General features: G+C 71.2%; 18 protein-coding genes. 11 read left to right on the top strand and 7 right to left on the bottom strand.

Going from position 1 to position 19239, the window contains the following annotated elements; all coding sequences use genetic code 11:
- Nucleotides 1-7: 7 nt before the first annotated feature.
- From NAG42_RS36145 to NAG42_RS36135, 3 genes are all read right to left on the bottom strand, one after another.
- The gene (locus NAG42_RS36145; RefSeq protein WP_250036629.1) at nucleotides 8-1381 is read right to left on the bottom strand and encodes a BNR-4 repeat-containing protein; all 1374 of its coding nucleotides are present in this window, start codon (nucleotides 1379-1381) and stop codon (nucleotides 8-10) included.
- Nucleotides 1382-1446: 65 nt separating this feature from the next.
- Entirely contained in the window at nucleotides 1447-2124 is a 678-nt protein-coding gene (locus tag NAG42_RS36140) for a fibronectin type III domain-containing protein (protein WP_250036627.1), read from the bottom strand.
- A 56-nt stretch (nucleotides 2125-2180) separates the two neighbouring features.
- Complete coding sequence (locus NAG42_RS36135) at nucleotides 2181-2774, bottom strand: hypothetical protein (RefSeq protein ID WP_250036625.1); 594 nt, start codon at nucleotides 2772-2774, stop codon at nucleotides 2181-2183.
- A 128-nt stretch (nucleotides 2775-2902) separates the two neighbouring features.
- On the opposite strand from NAG42_RS36135, the gene NAG42_RS36130 reads away from it, so the two are divergent.
- Complete coding sequence (locus tag NAG42_RS36130; protein ID WP_250036624.1) at nucleotides 2903-3724, top strand: NAD-dependent epimerase/dehydratase family protein; 822 nt, start codon at nucleotides 2903-2905, stop codon at nucleotides 3722-3724.
- Nucleotides 3725-3731: 7 nt separating this feature from the next.
- Here the strand turns inward: NAG42_RS36130 and NAG42_RS36125 are convergent, their stop codons facing one another.
- Nucleotides 3732-4556, bottom strand: a complete 825-nt coding sequence (locus tag NAG42_RS36125) for an IclR family transcriptional regulator (RefSeq protein ID WP_250036622.1) — start codon at nucleotides 4554-4556, stop codon at nucleotides 3732-3734.
- A gap of 125 nt (nucleotides 4557-4681) precedes the next feature.
- Between NAG42_RS36125 and NAG42_RS36120 the strand changes: the two genes are divergently transcribed.
- From NAG42_RS36120 to NAG42_RS36090, 7 genes are read left to right on the top strand one after another with little or no spacing between them, the layout of a single operon-like run.
- Nucleotides 4682-6013, top strand: a complete 1332-nt coding sequence (locus NAG42_RS36120) for a sugar ABC transporter substrate-binding protein (protein WP_250036620.1) — start codon at nucleotides 4682-4684, stop codon at nucleotides 6011-6013.
- On the top strand, nucleotides 6010-6945 hold the full coding sequence (locus NAG42_RS36115) for a carbohydrate ABC transporter permease (RefSeq protein ID WP_250036618.1): 936 nt from the start codon (nucleotides 6010-6012) through the stop codon (nucleotides 6943-6945). Before NAG42_RS36120 ends, NAG42_RS36115 begins: the two co-directional genes overlap by 4 nt.
- Complete coding sequence (locus NAG42_RS36110) at nucleotides 6942-7817, top strand: carbohydrate ABC transporter permease (RefSeq protein ID WP_250036617.1); 876 nt, start codon at nucleotides 6942-6944, stop codon at nucleotides 7815-7817. The genes NAG42_RS36115 and NAG42_RS36110 overlap by 4 nt, the downstream gene beginning before the upstream one ends.
- A 30-nt stretch (nucleotides 7818-7847) precedes the next feature.
- Nucleotides 7848-8798, top strand: coding sequence for a 5-dehydro-4-deoxyglucarate dehydratase (locus NAG42_RS36105; protein WP_250036615.1), 951 nt, complete (start codon nucleotides 7848-7850; stop codon nucleotides 8796-8798).
- Nucleotides 8795-10057 carry a glucarate dehydratase family protein gene (locus NAG42_RS36100; protein ID WP_250036613.1) on the top strand — a complete coding sequence of 421 codons (1263 nt, stop codon included), beginning with the start codon at nucleotides 8795-8797 and terminating at the stop codon, nucleotides 10055-10057. Before NAG42_RS36105 ends, NAG42_RS36100 begins: the two co-directional genes overlap by 4 nt.
- On the top strand, nucleotides 10051-11136 hold the full coding sequence (locus NAG42_RS36095) for a hypothetical protein (RefSeq protein ID WP_250036611.1): 1086 nt from the start codon (nucleotides 10051-10053) through the stop codon (nucleotides 11134-11136). The genes NAG42_RS36100 and NAG42_RS36095 overlap by 7 nt, the downstream gene beginning before the upstream one ends.
- Nucleotides 11133-11906 carry a sugar phosphate isomerase/epimerase family protein gene (locus NAG42_RS36090; RefSeq protein WP_250036610.1) on the top strand — a complete coding sequence of 258 codons (774 nt, stop codon included), beginning with the start codon at nucleotides 11133-11135 and terminating at the stop codon, nucleotides 11904-11906. Before NAG42_RS36095 ends, NAG42_RS36090 begins: the two co-directional genes overlap by 4 nt.
- A 6-nt stretch (nucleotides 11907-11912) precedes the next feature.
- Here NAG42_RS36090 and NAG42_RS45200 read toward each other — a convergent pair whose 3' ends face one another.
- Nucleotides 11913-13331, bottom strand: a complete 1419-nt coding sequence (locus tag NAG42_RS45200; protein WP_250036608.1) for a cellulase family glycosylhydrolase — start codon at nucleotides 13329-13331, stop codon at nucleotides 11913-11915.
- A gap of 191 nt (nucleotides 13332-13522) precedes the next feature.
- Here NAG42_RS45200 and NAG42_RS36080 point away from each other — a divergent pair, with 191 nt between their 5' ends.
- The gene (locus NAG42_RS36080) at nucleotides 13523-14992 is read left to right on the top strand and encodes a glycosyl hydrolase family 79 C-terminal domain-containing protein (protein WP_250036607.1); all 1470 of its coding nucleotides are present in this window, start codon (nucleotides 13523-13525) and stop codon (nucleotides 14990-14992) included.
- A gap of 66 nt (nucleotides 14993-15058) precedes the next feature.
- Here NAG42_RS36080 and NAG42_RS36075 read toward each other — a convergent pair whose 3' ends face one another.
- Nucleotides 15059-15715 (bottom strand): GntR family transcriptional regulator, encoded by a 657-nt coding sequence (locus NAG42_RS36075; RefSeq protein WP_250036605.1) that lies wholly within the window; start codon nucleotides 15713-15715, stop codon nucleotides 15059-15061.
- A 115-nt stretch (nucleotides 15716-15830) separates the two neighbouring features.
- Here NAG42_RS36075 and NAG42_RS36070 point away from each other — a divergent pair, with 115 nt between their 5' ends.
- Both NAG42_RS36070 and NAG42_RS36065 read left to right on the top strand, forming a co-directional pair.
- Entirely contained in the window at nucleotides 15831-16541 is a 711-nt protein-coding gene (locus NAG42_RS36070) for an alpha/beta fold hydrolase (protein WP_250036603.1), read from the top strand.
- An 87-nt stretch (nucleotides 16542-16628) separates the two neighbouring features.
- Nucleotides 16629-17291 (top strand): trimeric intracellular cation channel family protein, encoded by a 663-nt coding sequence (locus tag NAG42_RS36065; RefSeq protein WP_250036602.1) that lies wholly within the window; start codon nucleotides 16629-16631, stop codon nucleotides 17289-17291.
- Between the two features lie 217 nt (nucleotides 17292-17508).
- On the opposite strand, the gene NAG42_RS36060 is transcribed toward NAG42_RS36065, so the two are convergent.
- The gene (locus NAG42_RS36060; RefSeq protein ID WP_250036600.1) at nucleotides 17509-19164 is read right to left on the bottom strand and encodes a phospholipase D-like domain-containing protein; all 1656 of its coding nucleotides are present in this window, start codon (nucleotides 19162-19164) and stop codon (nucleotides 17509-17511) included.
- Nucleotides 19165-19239: the final 75 nt, after the last annotated feature.

Raw genomic sequence — 19239 nt, 5'->3', positions numbered from 1 at the left:
GGGGCTCCTAGTTGTCGGCGCCGGCGACGTAGATGTCGCCGTCGGCGATGTCGGCCGGGCGGGCGCTGCTGGCCCCGGTGAGGATGAGCCGGGCTGGGTCGCGATAGCCGTCGATGACTTCGACGCGCTGGACGGCCCGGGGGATCGGGATGGTCGACTCGCTCCGCCAGAACGTGCCGGCGGTGAGCCGGAAGGTGGAGACGGCGGTGACGGCGGGGTCGTTGGTGGTGGCATAAACGCGCCAGGTCACCGCGTCCACCCGTTCCATGTCGCGGATCCGGATGCCCGAGGCGACCTCGCGCCGGTGCCAGCCGAACGGGGAGTGCACCCCGGTGTACGTGTGCACCACGCCCTGCTCGTCGAGTTGCATCCAGGTGACGAACGGGGCGAGGGCGGTGGAGCCGACGAGTTGGATGTAGTCGGGGGAGCGGGGATTGGTGGTCTGCAGGGCGGTCTCGGCGACCTTGAGATGCTTCTCCTGGTCGGCGTCGTCGATCTGAACGCCGAGGTCGGCGCCGCTCGCGGAGCGGAACTTGAGGTCCCGAGGGCTGAAGTACGTGTAGTAGACGTTCTTGTGGTAGCGGTCGTGCAGGTGACCCTCGGGGCCGCCGCCGGCCAGCGTGTAGACGATGGCGACCCGCTCCGGCCGGCCCAGGGTGGCCGGCTCATGCCGCAACTGCCCGATGTAAACCTCGTTCAGGTTGTCGGCCCGGGTCTGCGGGGCGATGTTCCACCGCTCGCCGGTCAGCGTCTCCGAGCTCTGCCACGTGCGCCCGTTGTCGGTGGACCGGACGTACTTCATCGGGCGGAAGTCGGTCGGATACCGGTCGTCGAGGTCGCCCGCGGTCTCTCGGACGAAGACGAACAGGTGACCGGCCGACGACTTGAAGACCATCGGGTAGGTGGCGCCGAGACCTTCCGGGATCTGGGTGTCGGTCCAGGTGCCCTCGATGGAGTGCGGCTGCGGCGACCGGGCGAACCAGAGCTCGCGGTTGTGCATCCCCCGGAAGGCGAGCAGGTGACCGTCGTCGGCCTGGATGAGGGTCGGGTAATTGTGGGTGTCGTTGCCCCCGTCGGCCACCTTCACCGGCGCCGACCAGGTCTTGGTCCGGTGGTCGTAGGCCTGGACGTAGTTGTCCTCGAACTGGCCGGCCCAGGAGATGAAGGTCTTGCCGGCCGACCGGTCGTGAACCCCGCCGTTGGTGGGCCGGCGGTCGCTGCGGGCGGCCACGCCGGTGGCGACGGTGGTGAAGGCGGTGGGCGCGGCCGACGGCCCGGTCCGGGACGGCAAGGTGGCCGCGGTGGCCGGAACCGGCCCGGCCGCCGTCACGACGAGCGCGGCGGCGGTGCTGACAGCGATGAACGGCACGACGCGACGCATCGAGCCTCCTTAATGACTAGGACGTGACCGTGATTGTGCACAATTTCCACGCACAAGGAAAGCGTTCACGTATGTGGACGGCTGCCGGTGGTGCGATCGACCACCGCGGAACTCCTGCCATGGGTGAAGGCGCGCACCCGGAACCAGGCCTGCCGCTCGGCGGCCAGGGTCATCAGGCCGACCGAGTTCACGTCCGGGTCGAGCACCATGGCCACCGTCCACGCCGCGCTGTCCCCGGTTCTCACCTCGATCAGCTGACCGGCTTCCCCGGTCGCGTTGTCCGACCAGGTGAACAGCACCGCGTCCCGGCCCCGGGCAGTGCCGGTCAGGCTTGTCGGCGGTCCACCCGCCGTGCCGGGCGGCGGGCCGGTCACGATCCGGGGCTCGGCCCAGCTCGGGTCGGCGCCGGCCGGCTCGACGCCGGGCCGGGCGGCCGGCAGGTGAACCCGGACCGGCTCGGAGGCTGCGCCCAGCAGGGGCCGCACCCGGTAGTGGAAGGTGGTGCCGGGCATCAGATCCGGGTGCCGGTAGTGCTCGCGGTCGCCCGCCAGGAACTCGAGGATCGTCCACGGACCGGCCGCCTCGGTGGCGAACTCGACAACCTGCCCGCCGTCGGCCGCGGCCGGATCGGCGGTCCAGGTGAGCTCGATGTCCACCGGCGTCACGAGCTCCGCGGTCAGCTCGCCGGTGGAGCAGCCGGCCAGCACCAGCATCAGGGCGGTGGTGGTCACGGTGATGCGCATGGGTACCTCCGGGCTGAGGGGCGCAGCCGTTCCCCGCGACGGCCACGCCACTGCGATCACTTGCGCCAGAACTGGACACCGCTCCAGACCACGGTCGCCGGGCCCGCGCCACTGCTGGTGCGGTAGGCCCCGAACTTGTCGTAGTAGCCGCCCGAGCCGCCGGTCTGCGAGTGCTGGTTGGAACCGTTGATGTAGGTGCGGTGCGCGCCGTTGCCGGTGTTGTGCACCGTGTTCACCCGTACGCTGGTGCCGACCGTCGCCCCGGTGGCCAGGGTGCTGCCGCCGTGCACGGCGTAGAGGCGGCCGCCGCGCTCGACCGCGAGCATGAAGAACGGGCCGTCCGGGCCGAAGGTCTGCTTCAGGCTGATCCGGGTCCCGGGCATGCTGGTGATCCGGAAGTAGCCCTCGAACTGCCGGACGCCGGAGCTGTAGGTGGCGTAGCGGCGCTCGGCCCGCTGGTCACCGCTCGCCGTCGAGCAGGTGAGCCGGAAGGTCAGGCCGTCGACTGTGCCGCAGCCGCGCTGCTGCACGTCGAACGACGGCGAGTAGGACGTCCAGGGCCCGGTTTCGACCACGGCCCGGGCCGGCCCGGCCGCGGCCAGCACGATGGTCACGACCAGCGCCGTGACGAGTGAGAACGATCTTCGCAAGACAACCTCCGTGGATCGAAGCCGTCCACATACATGGACGACTATTAGCGAGGTGTTACGCGTTCATTGCTGAGGATGATGCCGCTAGGATGTCCATCGATCAATACCTATGACGAACGGGACGGTCGATGGCGGACGAGCGGATTTTGATCACCGGGTCGTCGGGGCGGGTCGGCACCCTGTTGCGGCCGCTGCTGGCCCGGCCCGGACGCGTGCTGCGGCTCTTCGACCCGCGGCCGCCCCAGGCTCTGCCGGGAACCGGTGCCGAGGAGGTGGTTCCGGGGTCGGTCACTGATCTGGACGCGCTCGTGGCCGCGCTGCAAGATGTGGATGCCGTTCTGCATCTCGGCGGGCACAGCCACGAGGCGGGCGCCGAGGACGTGCTGCGGGTCGACGCGTACGGTGCGTACTGCCTGCTCGAGGCGGCCCGCCGGACCGGGGTCACCCGGATCCTGCTGGGCTCGTCCAATCATGTGGCCGGTTTCCACCGCCTGAGCGAGCATCCGGGCGAGGTGCCGGGCGACGTCGAGGCCCGCCCGGACACCCTCTACGGCTGGAGCAAGGTCGCGATCGAGTCGGCCGGCCGGCTGTTCCACGACCGGTTCGGCCTGGACGTGATCTGCCTGCGCCTCGGACAGTGCTTCCCGGCTCCGCGCGGTCCGCGGGGCCTGGCCATGTGGCTGTCCCCGGACGACTGCGCGCGGCTGGTCGAGGCGGCGATCAGCGTGCCCGGGCCGGGTTTCCGCCAGGTGTGGGGGATCAGCCGCAACACCCGGCGCTGGCTCTCGCTGGCCGAGGGCGAGGCGATCGGCTACCGGCCCGAGGACGACGCCGAGGAGTACGCGGAGAAGATCGTCGCCGAGTGCGGCGAACCCGACATGGCCGCCGACCCCGAGCTCAACCGGATCGGCGGCAGCTGGTGCGACCGGCCCCTCGGCGCGGCCGGCTGATCGTGACTCAGCGGATGCCCTCGCGGCGCAGCGTGGTCGCCAGGGCCTGGGTGCGCGCCGTCACCGCCGCGGTGACCCGCTTGAGCTCGGGACCCCGGACCGCCTTGGCCGGCATCGAGCAGGAGATCGCGTCGGTGGCCGGGATCCGGTATGCCACCGTGGCGGCCAGGCAGGCGACGCCCTCGGTGCCCTGTTCGCGTTCGAAGGCCCAGCCCCGCTGCCGCACCTGGTCCAGCTCGCCGAGCAGTGCCGCCCGGTCGACGATGGTGTGCGGGGTGTATCGCTCCAGGGTCTGCGGCAGCAACGCCTCCACCTCGTCGTCGGTGAGGTCGGCCAGCAGGGCCTGGCCCAGCGCGGTCAGGTGGGCCGGCAACCGGCGCCCGACCCGGGACACCACGTGCACCGTGTTGCGCGACTCCCGGCTGGCCAGGTAAAGCACGTGGTTCTCGTCGCGCCGGGCATAGTGGACCGTGTAGCCCAGCTCGGCCCGCAGATCCTCCAGCGCCTCGTAGGCGAACATCAGCGCCGGATCGCGGTCGAGATAGGCCGTGCCGGCGAGCAGCGCATGCGGGCCCACGCCGAAGGCCGACCCGGTGTCGTCGGTCTCCACCCATTTCAGGTCGCGCAGCGTGCGCACCAGCGCGTGCAGGCTCGATCGGGGATAGCCCGTGCGCTCCTGCAGCTGCGAGAGGGTGAGGCGGACCGGCGAGGCGGCGAGCGTCTCGAGGATCCGGACCGTCCGTTCCGCGGACTTGACCGGCGACATCTCCGCGGCGGTCTCCGGGACGAGCGCCACCGGGTGCGCCGCGGGGCGGCGACGGGTTCCTGGCATGGGTCCATCCTCAAGCTTGTCTATTTCGAACTGTTGACCGTCATGCTACCGGACGCTAACTTGACCCTGCGTGTGAACACATTTCAGGAAGCCATCCACATATATGGACAGGAGGCAGATGCGTGATGCGCCGGACCGCTCCCCTCGGACTCGCCGCTCTGCTCGCTCTCGCCCTGGTCGCCGGTGGCACTGCCGCCTGCGGCGGCGACAGCGGCGCGGATCAGGACGCCAACGCGGCACTGCAGATCTGGATCCGTAAGCCCCCGGGTTCCAACTCGGAGAAGACCGCCAAGGACCTGGCCGCCAAGTTCACCACCGCCAGTGGCGTGCCGGCCCAGGTGACCGCCCTGTTCGAGGACTTCGAGACGAAGCTCCAGCAGGCCGCCGCCCAGAAGGATCTGCCCGACATCGTCATCAACGACACCGCCCAGCTGGGCAGCCTGGTCAAGCAGGGGCTCGTGCGCGAGGTCGACCGGTCCGCCCTGGCCGGTGGCGCCGATCTCAGCCCGATCGCCTGGGACGCCGCCAAGGGTGCGGACGGCAAGTACTACGCGGCGCCCTTCTCGGTCCAGTCCTTCGCCCTGTTCATCCGCAAGGACTGGCGGGAGAAGGTCGGCGCCGGGACGCCGGCCTCGTGGGCCCAGCTCGACGAACTGGCCCGCAAGTTCACCACCGGCGACCCCGACGGCAACGGTCAGGCCGACACGTACGGATGGGTGGTCCCCGCATCGACCAAGCGGGGCTACGCCTCCTGGTATGCCACGAGCTTCCTGTGGTCGGCCGGCGGCGACTTCCTCACCGGGTCGCCGGGCAAGTTCACCCCGGCGGTGAACACTGCGCAGTCGGTCAAGGCGGTCGACTACCTCAAGGCGCAGTTCTGCACCGACAAGACGGTGGTGCCGGGCGCCGTCACGCTGGAGACCGTCCAGGCTCACCAGGCGTTCGAGAGCGGCAAGGGCGGCATCTACTTCACCGGGCCCTACAACATGGCGCGCTTCGACAAGAGCCTGGGCCGGGACAAGTACGAGGTCGTCGCACTGCCCGCCGGACCGGGCGGCAAGGCGTCCTCGCTGGCCGAGGGCGAGAACGTCTATCTGATGGCCGGCTCGGCCAACCAGGACGGCCAGAAGAGGTTCGCCGAGTTCGCCACCTCGCCCGAGGGGCAGACCCTCGCGATGGCCGGGGACACCGACGGCACCATCGTCCGGCTGCCGGTGAACACCAAGGTGCAGCTGGGCACGGTCCGCCAGGACACCCGCTGGCAGACCTTCGAGACGGTGTTCAAGGACGCCGGACGGTTCACCCCGGCGGTGCCCGACTGGACCCCGTTCCGGCAGAGTGCCGCCGACACCCTCAACACGCTCTTCGCGAACTGCTCGACGGACACCAAGGCGGCGCTGGACAAGCTGGCGCAGACCTACACCGACGAGCTGACCAAGCAAGAGGTCAAGGGGTGACGTCCCTGCGGGAGGCGCCGGCACGGCTGAGGGCTCCGGCCCCCGGCGTGCCGGTGCGCCGGCGACGCGGCGCCCGGGCCTGGGCGCTGCCCTGGCTGTTCCTGTTGCCGGCGCTGATCCTGTTCGCGGTGTTCAAGTTCGTGCCGATGGCCCGGGCCGTCGAGATGAGCTTCCACGAGGTCCGGCCCTACCTGGGTGACCGGTGGACCGGCGTCGAGAACTACACCGCCGTGATCACCGACGACGCCTTCCGGGCGGCGATCTGGCACACCGTGGTCCTCGCGGCCGGCCAGACCGGTGGCTCGCTGCTCATCGGCCTGGTGCTCGCGCTGCTGCTCGAGGGCGCGGCCCGGCACCTGTGGTTCGTCCGGACCGCGGTCTTCCTGCCGACGGTCGCCGCCATGGCCGTGGTCGCCGAGCTCTGGCGGATCATCTACTACCCGGCGCCCGACGGGATCGCCAACTCCCTGCTGGGCTGGGTCGGGATGGGCCCGTCGTCGTTCCTCAACGCCGAGGACACCTCGCTGTGGTCGGTGATGACCGTGGGTATCTGGCGCGGCGCCCCGTACGACATGATGATCTTCATAGCCGGTCTGGCCGGGGTCGACCGCACCCTCTACGAGGCGTCCGCGGCCGACGGCGCCGGTCCGCTGCGCCGCCTGTGGCACGTGACCCTGCCGTCGCTGCGTCCGGTCTTCGCCATCCTGTTCACCCTGGCCGCGATCCGCGGCCTGCGCGTCTTCACCGAGATCTTCCTGCTGACCAACGGCGGGCCGAACGGCTCCACCGAGGTGCTGATGACCCTGATCTACAAGCTCGGACTGGAACGCAACGAGCTCGGCATCGCCGCCGCCGGGTCGATGCTCCTGCTCGGCGCCACGGTCGTGCTGACCCTCGCCGTGCAGGCCCTGCGCCGCCGGGAGTCGCGATGAGGACCCGCGCCGACCGGTACGACTCCGCGCTGGGCTTCACCTCGTTGCGCGGCCCGCTGGCCCGGGTGCTGCAGATCCTGCTCTACGCGGTGCTCGTGACCATCTTCGCCGGACCGCTGGTGGCGCTGATGGTCGGCGCTTTCAGCCCGGTCTCCGATCCGAGCCGGCTCACCCTGTGGCCGGACCGGCTGACCCTCGACAACTTCACCGCGGCGTTCGACCGGGGCGTGCTGCGCTATCTGCTCAACTCGTTCATCGTGGTCGGCGTCGGGCTGCTGCTGCAGATCATGGTCAGCATCTCGGCCGCGTACGCCCTGGCCCGGCACAAATTCCCCGGGATGCGCCTGGTCCTGCTGCTGATCCTGTCGACCATGATGCTGCCCGAGGAGATCCTGGCCATCCCGCTGTCGCTCGTGCTGGCCGACGTGCCGATCGTGCACGTCAACCTCATCGGCACGCTGGCCGGCATGATCATCCCGGTGGCCGCCTGGGCCTTCTCCATCCTGGTCATGACCGAGTTCATGAAGGAGATCCCGCTGGAGCTGGAGGAGGCGGCGCGCATCGACGGCGCCGGCGACCTGCGGATCCTGCTGACCATCGTGCTGCCGCTGGTGCGCCCGGCGCTCGGCGTGGTCGGCATCTTCGGCTTCACCATGATCTGGGATCAATACATGCTTCCGCTGCTGGTGGCTCAGGACGCCAGTCAGTTCACCCTGCCGCTGGCGTTGCGGACCCTGCGCAGCGACGAGCAGGCCGGTCTGGGCGTGCTGCTGGCCGCCGCCCTGCTCGCCCTGCTCCCGTCCGTGCTGGCCTTTCTCGCGCTGCAACGGCAGTTCATGAAGGGCCTGACGTCCGGCGCCGTCAAGGGCTGACGCCCGTGAACGACCAAGACAAGGAAACCCATGCCTCTGCACGGCCTGCTCTCCTTCCCGCTCACCCCGTTCACCCCGGACGACGAGGTCGCCACCGCGGTCCTCGCCGACCACCTCGCCGACCAGGTGGCGGCGGGCCCGGCGGCGTTGTTCGTCGCCTGTGGCACCGGGGAGTTCACTGCCCTCGGTCTCGACGAATACCGCACCGTGGTCCGGACCGCCGTCCGGGAGGCAGCCGGCCGGTTGCCGGTGTACGCCGGTGCCGGTGGGGGACCGCGGACGGCGAGCGAGTTCGCCCGTGCGGCCGCCGAGTGCGGGGCCGACGGGCTGCTGCTGTTGCCGCCGTATCTGGTGTCCGGGCCGCCCGCCGGTCTGGTGCGGCACATCGCCTACGTGGCCGCGGCCACCGCGCTGCCCCTGGTGATCTATCAACGGGCCAACGCGGTGCTCGACCCGGCCGCCGCGCTGGCGCTGCTCGACCTGCCCACCGTGACCGGCGTCAAGGACGGCCGCGGCGACGTCGACGCGATGAACCGCCTGGTCGCCACCGTCCGGGCGAGCGGGCACCGGCGGGCCGCCGAGATGGTGTTCCTCAACGGCCTGCCGACCGCCGAGGTCTCGGCGGCGGCCTACCGGGCCATCGGGGTGCCCAGCTACTCCTCGGCCGCGCTCTGTTTCATGCCGGAGCTGGCCGTCGCGTTCCACCGGGCGATCGAGACCGGCGACGAGGGCGTCACGCGTACCCTGCTGACCGAGTTCTATCTGCCGCTCGTCGAGCTGCGGGACCGGGTGGCCGGATATGCGGTCAGCCTGCCCAAGGCCGGTGCGGCCCGGCGGGGACTGGCCATGGGCTCGGTCCGCCCGCCGCTGGTCGACGTGTCGGCCGAGCACCGTGAGCAGCTGGCGGCGCTGATGGACCGGGGCAGCGCGGCACTCCGGCGGGTCAACTCGCCGCGGGCGGTACCCGAGGTGGCCGCATGAGAACGCCGATCACCCGGGTCAGCATCACGCCGATCGCCTTCCCGGACCCGCCGTTGCTCAACTCGGCCGGGCTCCACCAGCCGTGGGCGCTGCGCTCGATCGTCGAGGTGACCGCGGCCGACGGGTCGGTGGGCCTGGGCGAGAGTTACGGCGACGCCCCGCATCTGGAACTGCTCGGGAAGGTCGCGCCCGTGCTCGACGGGCTCGACGTTTTCGACCTGACCGGCCTGCGAACGCGCGCCGCGGCGGCGATCGGCGCGGCCGACACCCCCGACCGGCACGGGCTGACCGGACCGTCCAGCGCCGCCAAGACCCTCGCCCGGGTGGTGTCCCCGTTCGAGGTGGCGCTTCTCGACCTGCAGGGCCAGGCCACCGGACGGCCGGTGTGGGCGCTGCTCGGTGGCCTGGTCCGCGACCGCGTGCCCTTCTCCGGCTACCTCTTCTACAAGTGGGCGGCCCACCCGGGCGCCGAGCCGGACGACTACGGCGAAGCGCTCGACCCGGCCGGCCTCGTCGAGCAGGCCCGGCGGATGGTGGCGCGGTACGGCTTCCGCTCGCTCAAGCTCAAGGGCGGGGTGCTGCCGCCGGACGACGAGATCGCCGCCGTCGAGGCGTTGCGGGAGGCCTTCCCGGAACATCCGTTGCGGCTCGACCCCAACTGCGCGTGGACCGTCGAGACCTCGGTGCGGGTCGCCGAGAAGACCGCCGGGCTGCTGGAATACCTGGAGGACCCCACGCCCGGCCTGGCCGGCATGGCCGAGGTGGCCGCGGCGGTGCCCATGCCGCTGGCCACCAACATGTGCGTCGTCGAGCTCGGCGACCTGCCCGAGGCCGTACGGCGTGACTCCGTGCAGGTCGTGCTGGCCGACCACCACTACTGGGGCGGGCTGACCGGATCGGCCACGCTGGCCGCCGTCTGCCGCACCTGGGGGATCGGCCTGTCGATGCACTCCAACAGCCACCTGGGCATCAGCCTGGCCGCGATGGTCCACCTCGGCGCGGCCACCCCCAACCTGACCTACGACGCCGACACGCACACGCCTTGGCAGCTCGGCGCCGACGTGGTGACCGAACCGCTGTCCTTCGTGGATGGTGCGGTGGCGGTGCCGCACGGGCCCGGCCTGGGCGTGACCCTCGACCGGGACGCGCTGGCCCGGATGCATGCCGACTATCTCGCCTGCGGGCTGCGGGAACGGGACGACACCAGCTATCTGCGGCAGTTCCGGCCCGGCTTCGAGAAACTGCGGCCGCGATGGTGAACGCCGGTGGGCACGCCTATCCCTGGGACGTGCTCGACGATCCGGACTTCCCGGCTCGCGTCCGCCGGGCCGGCCTGGACACCGTCACGCTGGCCGCGACCTACCACAGCACCCGGGCCGCGACCCCGCTGCATCCGGCCCGGCGAACGGTCGATGCCCGGCATGCGGCGCTGTACCGGCCGATCCGCGACCAGGCCTGGGCCGGGCAGCGGCTGTGGGCGGCCGCCGCGGACTGGATGGCCGAACCGGACCCGTTCGGCGCCGCCACGCAGGTGTTGCGGGACAACGGATTCCGGGTCACCGCCTGGATCGTGCTGACCCACAGCACCCGGATCGGCGCCGTCCACCAGGATGTGGCGGTGGTCAACTGCTTCGGCGAGCTCTACCCGTACGCGCTCTGCCCGGCCTCGCCGGAGGTGCGCCGCTACGCCGCCACGCTGGCCGCCGAGGCCGTGCGGGACGCCCCGGTCGACGCCGTCTCGCTGGAGGCCTGCGGGCAGATGGGGGTGGACCATCTGGGACACCACGAGAAGACCGCGGGTGCCTGGACCGCCCACGGCCGCCGGGTGTTGTCGGTCTGCTGCTGCGGCTGGTGCCGGGCGGCGTGGCGCCAGGCCGGGGTCGACGACGCCGAGGTGGTCGGCGGGCTGCGCGCCGAGCGGATCCACGACGTCGTGCTGCCCGTCCGCCAGGCGCACACCGATGCGCTGCGGACCGAAGTGATCGCGGCGGTGCGAGCCGTGCTGCCGGACGCCCCGATCCGCCTGCACGCCAGCCCCGACCCGTGGGCCACCGGCCCGTCGCCGGGGCTCACTCCGACGGCCGCCGCCGACGTCGACGCCCTGCTCGTGCCGGCCTGGCCGCTGGACTCGGCTCCGGTGGTCGCCGCGGCCACGGCGTACGGCACACCGGTCGACGCCTATGTCACGGTGCTGTCCGATGTGGAGCCCTTCGATCTCGTCCGGCACGCCAAGGCGCTCGTGGGCGCGGGCGCCGCGGGCCTCAGCCTCTATCACCTCGGGCTGGCGCCGGCCTGGCGGCAGGGGCTGTTCGCCGACATCCTCGGCGCGCTCCGGTGACCGTACGGCCCGGTCTGCTCTCGGTGACCCTGCGCCACCTGACCCCGGAGGAGGTGGTGGCGATCGCCGCCGATGCCGGGCTCGCCGCGGTGGAGTGGGGTGGTGACATCCACGTGCCGCACGGCGACCTGGACGCCGCGGCGCGGGTCGCGGCGCTGACCACGCGGGCCGGGCTCGAGGTCTCCGCCTACGGCTCCTACTACCGGCTCGGGCACAGCGACGACCAGGAAGCCGTGGTGGCGACGGCCATCCGGCTCGGGGCGCCGGCCATCCGGGTCTGGGCCGGACGCCAGGGCAGTGCGAGTGCCGGCGCGGCCTACCGGGCCCGGGTGCGCGACGACGCGCTGCGGCTGGCCGGTCTGGCGGGGGACATCGGCATCGTGCTCGAGTACCACCGCGACACGCTGACCGACACCCGGATGTCGACGGCGGCGCTGCTCGACGACGTGCGGGGCGCGGGCGTCCGCAGCCTGTGGCAGCCGCAACCGGAGCGGTCCCCGGACGAGAATGCCGGAGATCTGCGGGCCCTGCTGCCGGACCTGGCCAACCTGCATGTCTTCGCGTGGAACCCGGATCGCAGCCGGCTGCCGCTGGCCGCGCATCGCGATCGGTGGGCGGCCTGGCTCGCGGTGGCCGCCGAGGCGCCGGGGGACCGGTTCGCGAGTCTGGAGTTCGTGCCGGGCGACGACCCGGCGCAGGTGCGGACCGACGCCGCGACCCTCCGCGCGGTGCTCCCGCGCCCTGGCGAACCAGGGCGCGGGAGGCGGTGAGCCCGGTCAGGCGGTGGGGAAGGCGTCGGCCGGGCTCTTGAGGTGGTCGCGGATCCAGACGCCGGCCGGCTTCAGGCGCGACGTCCCGGCGAAGGGACCACCCGGGCAGGTGCCGGAATTGAACACCGCGCCCGACCGGCTGTCGTCGGAGTAGTTCCAGTTGGTCCAGCTGATCTTCTTCTGGGCCATCAGATCCAGGTACTGCTGGGAGCGGGTGAAGTTGTTCGCCCCGTCGCCGGACGCCGTCTGGGTGCCGAACTCGGTGACGAACACCGGGATCCGGTCGGCCGCGCGGGACAACGTGTTCAGGTATTCGGTGCCGTGCGAACCGGCGTAGAAGTGGAACGTGTACATGATGTTGGTGGCGTTGACCGGGTTGTTGATGACGTCGGCCTCGCTGCCGCCGTCGGAGACGCCCAGCGAGCCCCAGCCGTGCGTGCCGAGCAGGATGACCGCGTCCGGGTCGGCCGCGCGGATCGTCGGGATGATCGCCTCGTGGTACGTCTTGATTCGCGACCACGGCGTGCCGTTGGGCTCGTTGGCCACGTCGTAGAGGATGTTGGGCTTGCTGCCGTGCCGCTGAGCGATCTCGGCGAAGAACGTCCTGGCCCGCTCGAGGTTGTAGTGGGGGTCGCCCGGCGTGAGCTGGTGCCAGTCGACGATGACGTACATCCCTCGCGCGCTGACCTGCTCGATCAGGGCGTGCATGCGGTCGGTGAACTGGCGCGGGTTGGTCTCGTAGCCACCCTCCTGGATATACATCGACAGCCGCAGGTGGTCGGCCTGCCAGTCACCGGCCAGGGCGTCCAGCGAGGCGTTGTTGACGCAGTTCGGATACCACTGCAGGCCGTGGGTGCTCATCCCGCGCAGCTGGATCGGCCGGCCGTACTGGTTGCAGAGTTTGACCCCGCACACGCGCAACTGCCCGTTGACGGCGACCGGGGTGCCGCCGCCGGTGGCACGGTCGATCACGGTCAGGCTGTCGAGGTTGGGGCCGCCGGTCGCGGTGGTCGAGGCGGCCACGATGGTGTTGGCCCCGGCTTTCAGCGTGGCCGTGACGGTGGCGTCCTGCCAGGTCGTCCAGGCGCCGGTGCCCGGGAAGGTGAGCGCCGGGCTGACTTCGGTGCCGTTGACGGTGATCCGCATCGGCCGGTTGACGGCGGTGCCGTTGGCGAAGCGGAACCGCAACGTGGCGGTTCCGGCGGCGGCCTGGGGGGACCACTGCACGGAGCTGCCGACCGCGTTGTCGGTGTTGACGAAGCCGGTGCCGGTGAAGCCGGCGTGGTTGGACTCGACGACGCCGGCCGTGACGGTGGCCGACTCGGCCTCGTGGGTGGTGGTCGCGGCGTCGGCACCGGCGGCGAACACGGTGAGCCCGGCACCGACGAGTCCGGCGGCGGCGAGGGTGGCGATCTGAGTACGCACTCTGGGTCGTTTCATGTCCGTCCCGGGGATTAGTAAAGTACTCTTACCAATGATGGTGGTCGATGTTAGGGAGGCCGCCCGGAAGCGTCAAGACGCGTCCACATATGTGGACGCATGACAGATGAGGGTTTCGCATCCGCGTCGTGGGCGTTACTTTGTCCATCATCGATGTTTCGCCCTCAGGAGTTGACATGCGAACCCGCACTCTTCGCACGGGCTGCGCCGCCGCCCTAGGCCTGGCGATGCTCGCCACCATCGGTCTGTCCGCCACACCCGGAGCGGCCACCGCGGCCGCCGGGGCTTCGGTCACAGTGGACCTGGCTCATCCGGGCGGGCGGCTGCCGGCCGACCTGGTCGGCCTGTCGTTCGAGATGCGCGAGCTCGGCATCGGCAACCTCGACGCCCGCAAGGGCAACCTGGCTCAGCTGTTCAAGACCCTCGGCCGCAGCAACGTCCGGATCTCCGGCAACACGCTGGACCGCGACGGCATCTGGCTGCGCGAGGGCGAGGCGCTGCCCAGCCCGCAGCCGGACTGGCTGCAGCACGTGGTGACCCGGTCGGACATCGAGCGGCTCGACGAGTTCCTCGGTGAGACCGGCTGGAAGACCGAGGTCGGCATCAACCTGGGCCGGTGGGACGCGGCCGACGCCACCGACCAGGCGCGGGTGATGACCAAGGTGCTCGGCCCGAAGCTGGTCGCCGCCGAGTGCGGCAACGAGCCGGATCAGTGGGTCGGCAAGGGATTCCGGCCCGCCGGGTTCGCGTACGCCGACTACCGCCGGGACTTCCAGGCCTGCGCGGCCGCGGTCGGCCCGTCGATCCCGTTGGCCGGCCCGGACGCCGCCTCGCCGAGCTCGGCCTGGGCGGCGAGCCTTGCCCGCGACGAGTCCCGGCTCGGCCTCGTGATGCTGCACCAGTACGCGATGGACCCGACCGGCACCATGGCCCGGCTGCTCTCGCCCGAGACGTACGCGAGCCAGCTGCGCTCCATCACGCCCAACCTCGACACCGCGAAGGAGCTCGGCAAGCCGCTGCGTCTCGACGAGACGAACTCGGCCTGGGGCGGTGGCATCGACGGCGTCAGCAACAAGCACGGCTCCGCGCTGTGGGCCCTTGACTACAGCCTCCAGCTCGGCCAGGCCGGTGTGGCCGGACTCAACTTCCACGGCGGCCTGGGTGTCTGCGACCAGCCCATCTGGAACGGCAAATGGCAGCTCTACACGCCGATCTGCGCGGCCGGCAAAGCCGGGGAGCTGGCGCAGATCTACCGGGTGATGCCCATCTACTACGGCCTGTGGATGGCCCGCCAACTGGGCAGCGGCCGGTTCCTGCCGGTCACCCTCAGCACCGACCGCAATCTCACTGCCTATGCCGTACGAGGTGACGACGGCAAGCTGCGTCTGGCCGTGATCAGCAAGGAGGACCCGGCGACGGGCCCGGTCGACGTGTCGATCACCGTCGGCGGCGCCAACCGCACCGCCGGCGTCCTCACCATGACCGGCAGCAGCCTCACCGGCGTCGACACGGCCGTGCAGGGCGCCACGGTGGGCAGCGACGGGCGCCTGCGCCCGGGCCGGCCCACCCGGGCGCCGGTCCGCAACGGCGCCCTGTCCCTGCAACTGACCGCGGGCTCGGCCGCGGTCATCACCTTGGATCGCTGACCCGGCCGCCCGGCTCGACCCGGCCCGCGTCGGCTCGACTCGAGCCGGCTCGGGCCGGCCTGTGGGCTAGCTGTCGGCGCCGTCGTCGGCCGGCAGGGTGTGCCAGATGTCGAACGCCACCGAGGCGGCTCCCGGTCCGTCCCCGGCGGCCATCATGTCGATCAGCCGCGTGTGCAGCTCGGCCGACGCGTGCCCGTCCGTGCTGAAGCGCAGCCGCTCAGCGCGGCGGACGAGCGGGTCGAACTGATCGAGCACGGCCGTGACAGCCTGATTGCCCAGCGCGGCGACCGGGATCCGGTGGATCTCCTCGTCGGCGTCCAGGGCCGCGCCGACGTCACCGGCGGTCACCGCCTCGTCGAAGCGGCGATTGGCGGCGCGCATGCGGCGGATGTCGTCCTCGCGGAGCCGGCCCGTCATCTGGCGGGCGACCAGCTCGTGCATCGAGGCGATGACGTCGCGAGCATCCCGCACCGCGCGCGCGTCGATCACACTGACCTTCGTCGACCGGCCGGGCTGAGCCACCACCAGTCCGCTCCCGCCGAGGCGCAACAGAGCCTCGCGCACGGGTGTGCGGCTCACGCCGAGCCATTCCGCGAGGTCGCCGTCCTTGAGCTGCTCGCCGGGCTGGAAGGTGCCGTCGACGATGGCATCGCGAAGGCGCCGGTAGACGTCGTCGCGAAGCAGTGATCGGCCTACGCCAGGCTCGCCCGCGGGAATCGGCATGCACCATATTGCACACAATGTTCGTCCTTGCACAAACCGATCCGAGCCTTGTCGGCACCACCGATGTGCAATATATTGCACATCAGCAGATGGTGACGACGGAGGGAAGAAACCCATGAGCAGCACCCGTCAAGAGATCAAGAATGTCGTGCTGGTGCACGGTGCGTTCGCCGACGGTTCGGGGTGGCGCGGCGTGTACGACAAGCTGACCGCGCGGGGCTACCGGGTGTCGATCGTTCAGAACCCGCTCACCTCACTGGAGGACGACGTCGCGGCGACCACCCGGGTGCTCGACCGGCAGGACGGCCCGGCCATCCTGGTCGCGCACTCCTGGGGTGGCACGGTCATCACCGAGGCGGGCGTGCACCCCCAGGTCGCCGGGCTGGTCTACGTGTCGGCGCTGGCCCCCGACGCCGGCGAGACCACCGCCCAGCAGTACGAGGGCTTCGCCGCGACTCCCGACTTCGTCATCGACGTCGGCGAGGACGGGTTCGGCTTCCTCAACGGCGAGAAGTTCCAGGCCGGCTTCGCCGCCGACGCCGGCGACGCCGATGCCGCCTTCCTGCGGGACTCGCAGGTGCCGATCAACATGGCGGTGTTCGCGACGGCGGTGAAGAACGCGGCCTGGCGCGACAAGCCGAGCTGGGCCGTCATCGCGACCGACGACAAGGCGTTCGACCAGGCGATGCTGCAGCACATGGCCGAGCGCATCGGCGCCCGGATCACCAACGTCCCGGCCGGCCACGCCCTCTTCCTGACCCAGGCCGGGGTTGTCGCCGACGTCATCGTGACCGCCGCCCAGAACGCCGGCAGCGGCACTCGCTGATCTCTCGAACACGCCTTGGCGGCAACGTCACCCCGGGCCGGCTCGCACCAGCCGAGCCGGCCACCAGCCCGGCCGAAGGGTGAACGCATGTCCATCACGCCGTTCCAGGTGGCGCTCTGGATCGAGTTGGTCGCGGCGGGACTGGGGGGCCTTCAGGGTGCCCTGTTCGCCGCCGGGGAGAGACATCGCCGCATCGACGTGCTCGGCGTCATCGTGATCGGGCTCGCCGTCGCGCTCGGCGGCAGCCTGCTGCGCGACATCGTGCTCAACCAGCCGCCCGTGGTGATCTGGATGAACTGGTATCTGCTGGTGGCCGGCGCCTCAGCGATCCTGGGCATGGTGCTGCAACCGGTGCTGGCGCGCGCGGACTGGCTGATCACCGTGCTCGACGCGGTCGTCATGGGACTGTTCGGCGCGATCGGGGCCTCGAAGGCGCTGTCGCTGGGCGCCGGCGCGACCGGGGCGCTGGTCGTCGGGGTCATCGCCGCCATCGGCGGCGGCATGCTGCGGGACGTCCTTCTCAACCGGCCGATCTCCTTCCTGCACGTCGGCGCCCTCTACGCCGTCGCCGCCGGAGCGGGGGCTGGCACCTTCATCCTGCTGGCCGAGCTGGGCACACCGATTCCCGTCGCCGGCCTGGTCGGCGTCGTCGTGACCACGACCGTACGTCTGGCCGCGATCCGCTTCGGCTGGACCTTCCCCGAGCAGCGCGCGCTGACCCCGCGGCATCCGAAGCGCGGCGCGGTCTGAGGCCGGCCCCGCTGATCACGCGGAACCGGGGCGGTGCCGGGTTGTCAGGCGCGTCGAGGCCTGTCCCGCTGATCACGCGGAATCGGGGAGGTGCCGGGTTGTCAGGCGCGTCGAGGCCTGTCCCGCTGATCATGGGGGATCGGGGCGAGGCCGGGGTTGTCCTGCGCGTTGGAGGCCTGTCCCGCCGGGCACGCGGTATCGAAGCGAAGTCCAGGTTTCAGGCGCCGCCGGGGCCACGCCGCGCCGCGTCATCGTGGGGACGCCGTCCCCTCGTCTCGCGGCGCCACACCGCGGCGGAATAGCGGGCCGGGGTCAGGGCCCACTCCGCCGGCACGAACCCGGCCGGCACCCCGGCCCGGCGCCACGTGTGCGGCGGATGGCCCGCCGGCAGCCACTCCCGCCGCCAGATGCCCAGCGCCGTGTCCAGATCGGTGATGGCCGGGGTGACTTGATCGTCCACGGGTGTGCGCAGATGCTCGGCCCACAGCTTGACCCGCAGATCGCGGACCAGCGGGCCGGTCGTGACGAGGGTGGACGTGATCTCGCTGTCGGTGCCGACCATCGAGCGGCTGAAGAAGTTGGCCGAGCCGATGCTGGCGAAGACGTCGTCGATGAGCATCAGCTTGGTGTGGACGGTCAGGTTGTCGACGCGGTACATGACCACGTTGCGCCGGGCGGCGACCGGCAGCCGGGCCAGCACCCGCCACCGCAGGTCACGGGTGATCACCGGGTGGACCGTGCTGTCACCGCCGTCGGCGGGGTCCCGTCGTCCCGACCCGATCAGAATGATCTTGACGCCGCGCCGGGCGGCCGCGCGCAACTGGCCGTAGAGCTGGAATCGCGGGTCGCCGCCGGGCGACTCGTGGAAGTACTGGTCCTCGAGATAGATGTAGCGCTCGGCCGCGTTGATCGCCGTGATCATCGAGCGGTAGATCTCCTGGATGCCGGCCCGCACGACGTTGGCCGGGCGCATCCGGCGCAACCCGCGGTGGCGATAGAGCGACCACGGCCGATAGGAGCGCACAACCTGCACCGCTGTCCCGGCCGCGGGATGCTCCGGCTGCGCCGGCACCGGAGGCAGGTCGCGCGGCGGGTTCAGGGGGTTGAGCTCGGTCAGCTTGCCGCTGGGCAGGTGGAAATACTCCGGCGGCAGGTTCGTCGCGATGCGCCGGGGCGGCAGGGCGGCGGTGTTCTGCCAGCGGAACCGGAACGTCTCCCAGACCCGTACGGCTGCCGGGCCGTGCAGACGCGCGGCCGCGTCGTGCCAGCCCCAGCGGTGGGCTCCGAGCTTGAGACGACGGTGCGGCGAGTGATCGAAGCGGCTGGGCGAGAGATCAAGACCCCCGACGTACGCGGTGAGCACTCCGCCGTGGCTGAACACCACGAGTTTCTGGTGGTTGGAGCCCAGCACCGGGCCGGACCAGTCGAGCAGCACCCGGTCCTCCAGTGGCTGCGCCACGACGTCGAGGGTCGACGGCTTCCAGGCCCGGATCACCCGCGCGGCCAGGGTGTTGGCCCGGAACGGCCCGATCGGCAGCCACGGCACGCCACCGGAGAACTCGGCCGCGCTGAGCACGATCCGTACGTCGGTGCCGCCCGCGGCCTTCTCGGCGAGCACATCGGTGAACGGCCGATAGCCGGCCTCGCCGGCGACGCGCCCGGTGAGGTCGAGCTGCGGGTCGGCCTGATAGCTGGCGATGTAGACGGCGTCGCCGGGCCCGAGCGCTTCCATGTGCTGGGCCAGCTCGGTGAAGTAGGTGACGCCGTCGATGATCGGCTCGAACAGGGAGTCCTCGGTGAAGACCGGGCACGCCTCGGTGGCCGGCGGCAGGTACCGGCCGATCAGTTCAGTCAACGACGATGCGTGCGGCATGCCGTGATTACACCGGAAACCGGCCGTCCCGTCACCTCAGGGTCCGGGGTCGGCACCGGGGACAGCCGTCGAAGG

This window comes from Paractinoplanes maris (assembly GCF_023544465.1).
In the GTDB taxonomy this organism is placed as follows: domain Bacteria; phylum Actinomycetota; class Actinomycetes; order Mycobacteriales; family Micromonosporaceae; genus Actinoplanes; species Actinoplanes maris.
The sequence above is the reverse complement of the archived record's forward strand: the minus strand, read 5'-3'. Positions and strand labels throughout refer to the sequence as shown.